Source organism: Snodgrassella sp. ESL0323 (genome assembly GCF_013346865.1).
Lineage (GTDB): Bacteria > Pseudomonadota > Gammaproteobacteria > Burkholderiales > Neisseriaceae > Snodgrassella > Snodgrassella alvi.
The window spans coordinates 171,525-183,900 of sequence record NZ_JAAEDT010000019.1 but is presented as its reverse complement, the minus strand read 5'-3'; the positions used below and the strand labels follow the sequence as shown (position 1 = coordinate 183,900).

At 41.1% G+C, this 12,376-nt stretch carries 6 protein-coding genes; 2 read left to right on the top strand and 4 right to left on the bottom strand.

Annotation, left to right across the window (positions count from 1 at the left end; all coding sequences use genetic code 11):
* Positions 1–93: 93 nt before the first annotated feature.
* Positions 94–3,984 carry a translocation/assembly module TamB domain-containing protein gene (locus GY065_RS08155; protein ID WP_174833743.1) on the bottom strand — a complete coding sequence of 1,297 codons (3,891 nt, stop codon included), beginning with the start codon at positions 3,982–3,984 and terminating at the stop codon, positions 94–96.
* Positions 3,984–5,870 (bottom strand): autotransporter assembly complex family protein, encoded by a 1,887-nt coding sequence (locus GY065_RS08150; RefSeq protein ID WP_244621513.1) that lies wholly within the window; start codon positions 5,868–5,870, stop codon positions 3,984–3,986. Before GY065_RS08150 ends, GY065_RS08155 begins: the two co-directional genes overlap by 1 nt.
* Positions 5,871–6,163: 293 nt before the next feature.
* Here GY065_RS08150 and kdsA point away from each other — a divergent pair, with 293 nt between their 5' ends.
* On the top strand, positions 6,164–7,003 hold the full coding sequence (gene kdsA, locus GY065_RS08145; protein ID WP_371731953.1) for a 3-deoxy-8-phosphooctulonate synthase: 840 nt from the start codon (positions 6,164–6,166) through the stop codon (positions 7,001–7,003).
* A gap of 81 nt (positions 7,004–7,084) precedes the next feature.
* On the opposite strand, the gene GY065_RS08140 is transcribed toward kdsA, so the two are convergent.
* The gene (locus tag GY065_RS08140; protein WP_025331077.1) at positions 7,085–7,651 is read right to left on the bottom strand and encodes an adenine phosphoribosyltransferase; all 567 of its coding nucleotides are present in this window, start codon (positions 7,649–7,651) and stop codon (positions 7,085–7,087) included.
* A gap of 195 nt (positions 7,652–7,846) precedes the next feature.
* Between GY065_RS08140 and GY065_RS08135 the strand changes: the two genes are divergently transcribed.
* Complete coding sequence (locus GY065_RS08135; RefSeq protein ID WP_174833742.1) at positions 7,847–10,057, top strand: bifunctional (p)ppGpp synthetase/guanosine-3',5'-bis(diphosphate) 3'-pyrophosphohydrolase; 2,211 nt, start codon at positions 7,847–7,849, stop codon at positions 10,055–10,057.
* A 129-nt stretch (positions 10,058–10,186) separates the two neighbouring features.
* Here the strand turns inward: GY065_RS08135 and GY065_RS08130 are convergent, their stop codons facing one another.
* Positions 10,187–10,963, bottom strand: a complete 777-nt coding sequence (locus tag GY065_RS08130; protein ID WP_174833741.1) for an N-acetylmuramoyl-L-alanine amidase — start codon at positions 10,961–10,963, stop codon at positions 10,187–10,189.
* Positions 10,964–12,376: the final 1,413 nt, after the last annotated feature.

The following is a 12,376-nucleotide window of genomic DNA, read 5'->3' as shown; positions in this document are numbered from 1 at the left end:
ATTTATTTTTACAATTCAAGCAATATATAAATATTCAGAGTATTTTAAACCATGTGCCGGTTGTGTACTCTGAACATTTTTATCAGTGATGACTTAATCAAAACGGCGGGTATAACGGATTTCACCTCCAGCTGATCCGGTACCTACGCGCACAATGCTTTGCAGTGCACGGCTAATCTGATAGGTAATGCTGACGGTCTGGGTTGCACTTTGAATACCATACAGATAGCTGATATAAAGATTGTTAGACAAATGTTTGCCGATTGTGATGGCCTGTTCAGCCGGATTCATTTCGCCTGTCTGGCTATTTCGGGTTTGCTGGCTGGTAAGGCCGATTTCATCGAGAAGGCCAAGTTTGTCATTCAGACCCCCGGCAAGCCATGCACTGGCCGCAGCTGCAATGGCGGCTTCGTCACCGGCACTACCACTGCTGGGGCGATTGAGTATCAGCCAAGATAGTTTGTCTTTTTCACTCATGGCTTCATTGGCTATCAGGTTAATACGCGGGCTGTCCAGCCGTCCGAGGGCTTCAACACCTGCACCAACCTGTGAATAACGGCGCTTGGCACGTATTTTTAAATTGGGATTATTCATAGGGCCTACAAAAGAAATGGTACTGCCATGCTGAATTACCAGATCTTGTCCGTAAGCTTTGTACTGTCCGCGAACAACATTTACTGTGCCGATTATTTGAATAGTACTGCCCGGATTGGCAGTAGCAGTAAGCTGACCGCCAAGCAGAACGTCAATTCCTTCAGCACTGAAGCGAAAAGCATCATTCATGTCTAAATCAAGATTGAGCCGGATTGGTGTAGGGCGTTGCTGTTCTGCTGTCTTTTCTCGACCTAGTACGACAACATCGTCATCTAACTGTGGCATTCCTGATTTTTGCATACCAAAGAGACCCTTATCGACTTTTAGTTTACCGTTCAGAACAATTCCGTGTGCAATAGTATACAGTAGCTGAGTATTACCGCTTATGGTGAGACGACGGTTTATTTGATCAAAAATATTGTAATGTTCAAAGTGGGCAGTAACGTTAATTTCGGGAGTGAGTCTGGTCATATCTACTACGCCGCTGAGTTTAATAGTTCCGTCACGGCGCGCAAAACTAAGACTGTCAATTAACCAGCGACGCCCCTGAAAGTGGCTTTTGAGGTTGCCGTTTTCAAGAATAGTACCATTTGCCTGATCTCTGTAGTAAAGGTTATTACCGGTAAGTGTACCATTAAGCAGAGGTTCATTCAGATGTCCGCTTATGCCGGCTTCTGCATGCATATTACCCTTAAGCTGCATACCAATGGGCAGAAGATTGCGAATAGTGCTCAGATCAGGGCTATCAAGTTTTATACGCCCGCTGATAGGGGCTGTACGTACTTTGCCATTATTGTCAGGAGTGATTACCAGAGTAGCATCTGTGGTTCCATAACGGGTAATGCCACTCAGATGATTATTGATATGACCATTCTGAAATTGTGCATCCAAACGTACATTTTGTAATTCAAGTTTCTGCTGATGCTGTGGCAGAGTAATGTCACCTCCCTGCTGGTAGAGTTTCAGGTAGCCCTGCATGTTGCGACTGTAACTGAAATTCCAGTCACCACCTATAATCAGATTTTGTTCAAGGGGTAATTCAATGATGCTGTGTAATTCGTGCAAAGCTAGATTACTGGCTGAACCACGGGTAACCAGACCTTTATTTTTATCCCAGTTCAGATTATTCAGAGTTAAGTTACCGTTCAAAGCAGCCCAGCGTGCATTTTGCATGCTGACATGCTCGGTTCCGGCCTCAAGCTGAATGGGATTGAGCAGTTTCAGATTAAGTGCGCCGATTATATCCAGAGCATTAACTCGTCCGCGCCACTGATAATGCTGGTCCAGACCACCATGCGCATTGAGATTAAGATGGTAGGCTTTCCCGTCCAGAGTCAGATTACTGCTGCCCTGGAGCTGGTGCTGGCTGCCACGGCCATTGATTTTGATATCGGTGCTGTTAATTACCGTGGGTTTTCCGCCGTCGCTGCCGGCAATGCTGATATGGTCTGCATTCAGGTTAACCAGTAATGGCTGATTAATATCAGGCGATCCAAGAAGTTTAAAATCCAGTTGATTAATGTTAAGTAGTTCAGAAATTTGCAGATTGCGTGCGGCACCAGTAAGATTGGCTGTAATTTTTTTTGGTTCTCCGGCGATAAAGCCTTTGGTGCTGAGCAAACCTTTCATGCCTAATCCGAATAATCCCAGATTGGGTGCATTGATATCAAGATTAAGCTTATCACCTTTTTTACCAAAACTGCCATTGGTAGCTATCCGGTTCGGGCCGGCATTGAGGTTAATATTGGCCTGTTCCAGATGCTGATTGCGAAAGCGGATGACGGCTTTACCTGAAAGAGGTGCACCGGAAAGAATGCTGTTATGCCAGAGCATGTCTGCCTGAATGGCAGGTTGTTGTGCCAATTGTCCGTTAACGTTGATATGTCCGTTGATACTGCCTGCCGGAAAATCTGAATTAACTTTGGCGGGATTAAAATTGTTGCTGTTAATGGCCAGCCGGATTGCTTTATTCTGATACAGTGCCAGACTGCCTTTGGCATTAAAGCTGCCGCCGCCAGTGGGGGTGATGTTCAGTTTATCGAGTATCAGGGTTTGCTGATGTTTCTGTTCATCAGTAATAATCTGAATCGACCCGTCACTATTACCTTTCTCACTTGACAGGAGCCATTGTGTAGTCAGACCGTTGAAGTTGCCGGTTACATGAATATGGCCATTAAGTGAACCCGTTAGTGGTGTAGTCAGAGCGTCGCTGGCATAAATTCGTAATAATTGGCTGTTGATATCAAGTTGTCTGGATGCGCTATCGATATTCCCGCGGGTAATGATCTGCCCCTGCTGAAGCAGGCGTGTAGTTAATGCAGGTAAGATAAGTTTACCGCTATTATCGATGTTAATATCACCTTCAATACTGCGTACAGGTAAACCGGCATGTTTAGGGTCGTTGTAGGCCAGTGGCTGTTCATTTCCAAGTTTAATATGTCCGGCAAGCTGATTTTTGTTGTTGTTCACAGGTGCCAGATCTAAATTAAGATTGAGGTCGGCAAATGGCAGGCTTGTATTAAAAGCAGCCGGATTAATATGGCGGCTTTGGAGGTTCAGACTGACGATTTTATAATTGAGTTGCAATGCATAAGGTCTGATGACGGCATGGGTACGGAAATGAATATCTCCTCCGTCCAGACGGGCAAATATATCTGGTTGTTGCAGGCTGCCCTGGATAAGCGCAGCACTTTCAACTGCAGTTTTATCAAGGGTGCCAGTTCCGTTAAGTTGTCCGCTCAGGGCGAATGGTGTCTGTGTGGTAATGGCTATATTACCTTGAATATTTTGCCATGGCGTATTCAGTCCACTGAATACAAGCTGATGTTTGTGGTAGTCAAAAGTGTAGCTGGCCTGACTGGCAAGCAAAATAGGCGTTTCTTTTTTACCCAGGGTAAAACCACCGAGCTGAATGTTATCAATAATAATTTGTACTGGCAAGCTGATACTGTTGGGCAGAGTAGGAACAGGTTTAGGTTTAGGTACGCTGTGATTTATATAATTAATTTTACCTACATCTAACAGCCGTACATGAAATCGTCGTTGCCATAATTCGCGATTATTCCAGTCAAGTCTTACCTTATCTATGGATAGATCAAAATCACGATGACTGACGTGAATATCAGTACCAGAAAACCCGCGCCAGATAGTGCCGTTCAGGTTCTCTGTCTGGATATGCACACCAAACCATTTCGGGACCGTATGTACCCCAAAGCGCAAACCGGACTCAGTACCAATCAGCCAGCACAATATAACCACAATAATCACAAACAAAGCCAGCAGGGAATACAGTCCGGCTTTCAGCCATGTCTTCCAGTGTGGTTTTCGCGGCGGTACGGAAGGTGCTGCGGGAGCTGATATTTCGTCAGGGTTGATAGTGGTTTCAGTCATTAGAATTTAGTTCCCAAACTGATAGACCAGCGCCATTTTTTATCGTGATGACCATAGGCTAAATCAAAGGCAAACGGGGCGATGGGATTAAACCAGCGTACCCCGAAACCACTACCATGACGCCATTGCATATCGCTGAAATTTTTTGATACCGAACCGGCATCATGAAAAAGTGCCAGAGAAAAATCTTTATACACCGGAATCTGGTATTCAACACTGGCTACAGCCAGCGTACGGTTAGGTAACACTGAATTATGTGAGCTTTTAATACCGATACTGTCTATTTCATAACCACGTACGCTGTTGGCACCACCGGCACGAAACATCAGCACAGAAGGTACATTCACTGCATCGCCAGTATGTACATAGCCAATCTGGCTGCGTAAAAACCATGTTCCGTATTTTTTGTTTTCAGGAGTGAAATAGTAGCCGCCACTGGCTGTAACTCTTTGCATGGATGCTGATGATATCAGTTTGCCCAGAGTGGTGCCAACTTTGCCTTCCAGATAATAGCCATTGGCTGGCCGCAGCTGGGTTTCAATATTCTGACGTTTCCATGAAGCTGTCAGCATGGTGGCATAACTGTGTCCGAGATCAGGTCCATCTTCAATTTTGCTGCTTTCCGTAACATATTCAATCCCGATACGCGAATCAATGCCGTTACGGTCGCGCACTTTCCACATTCCGCTGGATAAAGCACGACTCTCCAGATGCTGGACAGTAGAGTAAGTATAGTTAAGATTGCTGGTCCAGTAATGACCATGATTATCACGCGGCTGGCTCAGACCTAAACCGAAAGTAGTTTCATAGCGGTCTGTATCCAGCAAGGTTGAACCAACAAAACCTTTATTAAAAACATTATAGTGGTCATATCCTCCGCGAAAGCCGGGCCCGTTTTTGGTATCATATCTCAAACCAAATGTCAGCTTCTGACGGCGCATTTCGCTGACTTTAACCAGAACCGGTACCTGGTTATTTTCCATATGGTCAAAGTCAGCACTGACTACGGCATTACCATAATGACTGTCTTGTTCCAGTGCCTGCTGATAGTCCAGAAGTTTGTCCAGATCATAAGGGGAACCGGAAGTAAAATCAGCCATGCCGGTAACGATTGAAACGGGATATCGTTCATTTCCGCTAACCTGTATATCACCAAAGTATATAGGTTGTTTACTGTCAATTGTAAGTGACAGGTCTGCCTGATTTTTTTGTGGATCAATAGTCGCACGGCTGGCGCTAATGGTTGCCAGGGGGTATTTTTTGCGCACAATAGCGCTGAGTACAGAAGATTTACTGGCTGACCAGTTACTTTGGGTAAAAGGGTCTCCAACAGGCAGTACCCAGTTATCAATGGCAGTTTTGTAATAATTGGTCAGATTATCATCACTGGTCACATCACCGGTCAGAGAAACATCAACATTTTCAATATGAGTCAGAGGACCGGGTTTAATATGGATAATGTAGTTATCAGATTTTTTTTCCAGATTAACTTCAGCATTGAAATAGCCTTGTGTTTCCAGCATGGTTTGCGTTTGTTGGGGCGCCTCTTCCGCCAAAAAACTAAGCTGTTCATCATCCAGATCTTCAATCAATTGCTGAGTGATCAGGGGTAAATAATTGTTAATTAATTTTTTCAGGGCAGAATTATTAATATCAATAATAACAGGAACACGCGGATTCTTGGGTGTCTGAGGCTGTTGTTGTGAATCGTTATGCTCGCGTCCGTGCAACAATCTGTGCAAGAAACCGGTTTTGGGAGGCGGAATATTGTCATCTGTGTCATCGCTGTCTGCTGGCAGGCCTACAGCCCACACCATGGAGGTAAGGGAAGACAGCAACATACTTAAAAGCAGCCATTGCAAGCGCTTCTGCGTGAAATATGCCAAGATCAGTCCTGTTTCAGAAAGTTAAAACGTGTATCATATTTTCCAGCCAGTTAATGACTGCTATTGTAGCGTGAAACTGGAATTTCAACCTATATCATAAATGACACAAGTATTCTATTTAATGTAAAAACAAATTTTAAGCCATGATAACAGGTTTAGTGAAATGATAAACTGTCAAAGCTGTTTAGTGGTTTGGACTGATTACTGCTATTTTTTGTAAAATAAATCATTTAGGTTAATATGAATGGTGTTATCCATTTATTAGAATTTACTGAGGATTGATTGTGGCCGGAATTATTCGTGTAGGCAATATTCAAGTAGCCAACCATTTACCGTTCGTACTGTTTGGTGGTCTGAATGTACTGGAAAATCTGGATTTAACAATGCGCACATGTGCACATTATGCAGAGGTTACCCGTAAATTGGGCATTCCGCTGGTTTTTAAGGCCTCATTCGATAAAGCCAACCGCTCTTCTATTCATTCCTATCGCGGAGTAGGGCTGGAAGAGGGAATGAAAATTTTTGTTGCAATTAAACAGGAATTCGGTGTGCCGGTAATTACCGATGTGCATGAACCGTATCAGGCTGTACCGGTAGCAGAGGTTGCCGATGTATTGCAGTTGCCGGCATTTTTAGCCCGTCAGACTGATTTAGTGGTGGCACTGGCACAAACCGGTAAAGTAATTAATATTAAAAAACCTCAGTTCCTAAGCCCGCACCAGATGAAGAATATTGTTGAAAAGTTTTATGAAGCTGGCAATCAGCAGCTTATTCTGTGTGAGCGTGGCAGCAGCTTTGGTTATGATAATCTGGTAGTTGATATGCTGGGTTTTGGTGTGATGAAAAAAGTTTGTGCTGATTTACCGGTTATTTTTGATGTAACCCATGCATTGCAGCAACGTCAGGCTGATGCTGCCGCTTCAGGCGGGCGTCGCAGTCAGGTACTGGATCTGGCACTAGCCGGTATGGCTACCCGGCTGGCCGGTTTATTTCTTGAATCACATCCTGATCCAGATAAGGCACGTTGCGATGGTCCTAGCGCTTTACCTTTGGATTTGCTCGAACCATTTCTTGCTCAGGTTAAAGCTGTGGATGAGCTGGTAAAAACCATGCCGGTACTGGATATTAACTAAATAAGTATATTTTTGTATAAAAAAGCAGAGCGTTTTGCTCTGCTTTTTTATTTATCAGGTAAAAGTTCAACCAGAAGGATTTTATTGCTCAACAGAACCGGAATTCTGGTATAGCGTAAACAATGGTACTCCTTCATCTCGAATTTTTTTGCCGCCGGGCAGGTCTGTAAATTCGATAATTGCAGCTGCCTCTACTACTTCAGCACCCAGTTTACGAATCAGTTTTACACCGGCATTCATCGTACCTCCGGTGGCAACCAGATCATCTACCAGCAGCACACGAGTACCCGGTTTTACTGCATCAGTGTGCATTTCGATGGTTGCATGTCCGTATTCCAGTTCGTAACTTTCCGCAATAGTAGTAAAAGGAAGCTTGCCTTTTTTACGGATGGGAACAAAACCGACATTCAGCTGATAGGCAAGAGCAGCACCGATAATAAAACCGCGTGCATCCAGACCGGCCACAACATCAATTTTCTGATCCATATACCGGTAAACCATTAAATCTACCAGCAAACGGAAGTACTGCGGGCTTTGTAATACCGGAGTAATGTCGTGAAATAAAATTCCTTCCTGTGGCCAGTTCGGAATTTTGCGAATTTTTTCGGCCAGCGCGTCAACACCTATGACTTCGGGATGAGTCTGCATTATAAATCCTTTAAAAATAAAGACTATATGCGAAAGCTATAAACGCGGGACGAGCGAAGTTATTTGCATATAGTGTATGCGAAAGTTGCGCATAATAGCACTATTCCTGTTTTTCTACAGCCTAATATGAAGCATAAAATGGTCTGTTTTGGTAAAATGGTCGCCATAATTTACACAAATCAACAGGTTGATAACATGGTTAGCACGCCTGATCAAGCTCTTGTCACCAATCCATGCTTACCGTGTGTCTGGTTAGATGATTATATTGCCACCTTACCAGCGGCGATGGGAGTAATGCTCCGGCATGCCCAGACTTTGGTAAATAACAGCTATCCAAAAGACGCGGTAACCTTTGCCGGTGAAGATCTGTATATCAATTTAATGGCTGCTGCTAAATCGGTAGCAGATATGGATTTGATGGCCGATGCTGTTGCCGCCACAATGCTGAGCTGTCTGCCCAATTATGTCACTGACTGGAAAAATATTGTCAAAGAAGAATGTGGTGACAGTGTAATGCAGCTGGTTGCAGGTTTGTATCAGGTACAGAAGCTTACTTATTTTGTCAGCATCAGCCCTCTGGCTACACAGGAGGAACGGCAGCAGCAGGCTGAAGCAATGCGACAGATGTTACTGGCGATGGTATCGGATATCCGGGTCGTACTGATTAAACTTGCCATGCGCGCCCAGACCATGAGCTACCTGAGTAAAGTCACAGACGAAAATTTAAAAAAGGACGTAGCTAAAGAAACCATGACAGTTTTTGCCCCTCTGGCCAATCGCTTGGGAGTATGGCAGCTGAAATGGCAGCTTGAGGATTTAAGTTTTCGTTATCAGAATCCGGATGAATATAAGAAAATTGCCCGTCTGCTGGATGAAAAGCGTACTGAGCGTCTGGACTATATTGAACATTTTGTTGATACCCTCAGACAGCAACTGAGTCGCCTGAATATGCATTTTGAAGTGGCCGGACGACCAAAGCATATCTATTCTATTTACCGTAAAATGGTAAAAAAGAAACTGAGCTTTGATGGTTTGTATGATATACGGGCAGTACGCATTCTGGTGGATACAGTAGCAGACTGTTATGCCACTCTGGGGATCGTGCACAGCTTATGGCAGCCTATACCGGGTGAATTTGATGATTATATTGCCCATCCTAAACCCAATGATTATCAAAGTTTGCATACTGTTGTCGTCGGACCTGAAGACAAAGGCGTGGAAATCCAGATTCGAACTTTTGATATGCATCGTTATGCAGAGTTTGGTGTAGCCGCTCACTGGCGCTATAAAGAGGGTGGCAAGGGTAATGAAGCCTATGAACATAAAATAGCATGGTTACGTCAGTTGCTCGACTGGCGCGAAAATATCGCCGAAAACGATAGTAGCCGTGAAGATCTGTCACGTGCTTTCCAGACAGAACTGTTTAACGACACTATTTATGTTCTGTCTCCGCATGGCAAGGTATTCTCTTTACCGGCTGGTGCCACTCCGATTGATTTTGCCTATGCATTACATACAGATATTGGTAACCGCTGTCGCGGAGCCAAAGTAGACGGGCAGATTGTCCCGTTATCCACACCATTGGAGAATGGTCAGCGGGTTGAAATTATTACTGCACGCGAAGGTAAACCATCGGTTAACTGGTTGCATGATGGCTGGGTGAAAAGTAATAAAGCCATTAGTAAGATTCGTGCGTTTATCCGGCAGCAGAACGGTGAATCCATACGGGAATCAGGACGTGCTGCGCTGGAAAAACAGTTAGTAAAAATGCAGGTGCAGCCAAATATTCATAAGCTGGCTGAAGCTCTGGGATTTTCCAGTGCAGATGATTTTTATCTGTCTATGGGGCATGGTGAAGTTTCGGGCCGCATGATTCAGAAAGCAGTCGATACTTTACTGGAAAAACCGGAAGCACCGGTAACAGAAAATCATTTAGTCAAACGCAGTAAAATTAAGAAAAATTTTGGTGGTGTTCTCGTGGATGGTGAGGCTGGTTTATTTACAACACTGGCTAAATGCTGCAAACCGGCATTCGGAGACAAAATTATTGGTTTTGTAACACGGGAACGTGGTATCTCAATCCATCGTAGCAATTGTTCTTCGTTTCAATATCTGGCTCAGATTTCTCCGGATAAAGTATTACCTGCATCCTGGGCAAGTGATTCAGCCGGGCAGGTTTTTGCTATTGATATCGAAATTCGTGCCAGAGACCGCAGTGGATTATTGCGTGATATTTCTGAAACACTGGCACGCAACCGGCTTAATGTTACTGCGGTACAGACGTTATCACGTGATATGGAAGCTCAGTTGCGATTTACTGTTGAAGTACAACAGGTAAATGATTTACCCCGGGTGCTTAGCCACCTGAGCGATGTTAAAGGTGTACTTTCAGTTACCCGCTTATAAGCAGTTGGCTATCCACTACGGATAAATTATCAGTTTATTTATCATTCATTTGAAAAAGCTACGGACTTAATATCTATGTTCGTGGCTTTTTCAAACTGCTTAACATCTGCTTTTTTTTAAGTAAAAATTTTATGCCTCCGGAAAATATTTATCAATTAAAGCATATAAAATAGCAACCGTTTCGCAATCCACTCTTCCGCTATAGTCAGTCGGACGGAAATGCAATTGAAAAGCACGTATCAGTTTGCTGAATTGTTCAGCATCAGCGTCAGCATCGGTGATATCGTAACCATAACGATTTAATTGTTTTAAAATGGTTGCATTATCAGGTATTCCTTGCTTTATGAATTGGATTAGATAATTTAATTTGGTTTTTGTATCAAACCAGGCGCCAATTCCTGCTTTGTAAAGTTCTTTCCATGGAAAGGCCGCGCCCGGATCACTTTTGCGTTGTGGTGCGATATCTGAATGGCCGATAACATGAGTTGGCGTAATGTCCGGATAACGCTGGAGAATATTCAGAGCTAGTTGTTTGAGCGCTTTAATCTGATTTACTCCATAGGATGGAAAAGTAAATATACCGTTATTATCAGTAGCCAGATTAACAACTTCTATACCTATGGAAGTATCATTCAGATTACTACGTCCTTGCCAATTACTGACACCTGCATGCCAAGCTCGGTCTGTTTCTGCCACCAAATTAAAAATACGCAGCTCTTTAAAACCGGCTGCCTGATAGCTTGCTTCTGTCTCATCCGGAATCAGATAATGAATGCTCGTATTTGAACTGGTGAGTGATTTGATCGAATCAGCAAAATTTTCAGCAGTATAATGTAATATTAAAAAGCGTACGCGCTGATTAAAACTGTTTATAGAGCGATAGCTATTGTAGTCAATATTATACATATTATTTTCTCCTTTTATATGCTTTTAAGATTTTTTATAATTTAAATTAATAACCTAAGCTAAAAAAAGTTAGGTAAATAAATTATATAGTTTATTTTTTATTAAGCAATACTTTATTTATGAAAATAATAGTTTAATTATAATATTTTAAATGAATATTTTTAATTATTATAAAGATATAAATATTTTGCTATTTATTCTGTATTAATTTATTTAAAATCTCTTATCCCGGTTAAGAAAGAGAAAAATAATTGAATTATTTTAGCAAGAAGTAAAATAAAAAAACGAATAAAGATACACAAGCAGAAAATTTCACCTGAAATGAAAACAAGTTGTATAAGTTGTGAAGATTCTATAAAAAATAATATACCGTTAATAAAAAACAAAAAGAGGCAGTTTATCAGAGATAATCCGGAGCTGCTAAGTAAAGAATTAAATGAAAAGAATTCACTATTTTCAATATTAAAAAAAATACATTTTACAGGTTTAATAGTAGAAACAAATATAATCAATATAAAAGTTAAAAAATTAATTCCGAGCAGAATTAAGATTAAATATCCGCTTCCTAACAAAATATTGAATTGGTAAGTATAATCACCAAAAGAGTAGTATGATGCAATCATGCAGATTATAACTAATGAGTAACTAATTAAAAACATAAATAAATCTTCGGATACAAGTCTATAAGAAGAAATCTGAACATTTTCTTCTGCCCGTAAAAAATATTTTATGATTTTTATATTTATTAGTAAAAAAATACTGACTGCCCAGCAATATAAAATGAAATATATCATTAAACCATAAATAGTGTACGCTAAATAATATGCTAAAGTAGTGTACTCTAAATCTCTGTAGTAGATACTTAATAAATAAACAACAAAGTGAAATAGCAAAATTAAACCAATATTAAGTGCTAATTTAAAAAATAAAGATTTAAAAGAAGATGATTGATTTTTGCTGTTGCGAATGAAAATAGCTTTAGTCGTTTTGAACAAAAAAAAGAAGTATAAAAAGAGAATGAAAGTTTCTTTTATTAGACCCAAAACTATCTCTCGTGTAAAAATTCTATTTATATCTTTAAAACCAACATGGAATTCGAATATAATGAAAAAAAATATTATAAATATTAAATAGCTAATTAAAAATCTGATCAATTTTCTGCGATTTAAGTAATGCTGAATCATATTTAAATTTTATTGTAAATAAAAATTATTTTATTATATATAAATCTTTTTAAATTAAATATATTTAAATGTTGTGGTTTGATTTAAATCATATATATAATTATCATTATATTGATGGGTCAGTTATCATAATTACCTTAAATTACAGCAACTGGAAAATAATATTCTCTGCTGCTGAACTCATTAAAATATTTAGATTTATCACTAACCGATTGTATATATGAATGTC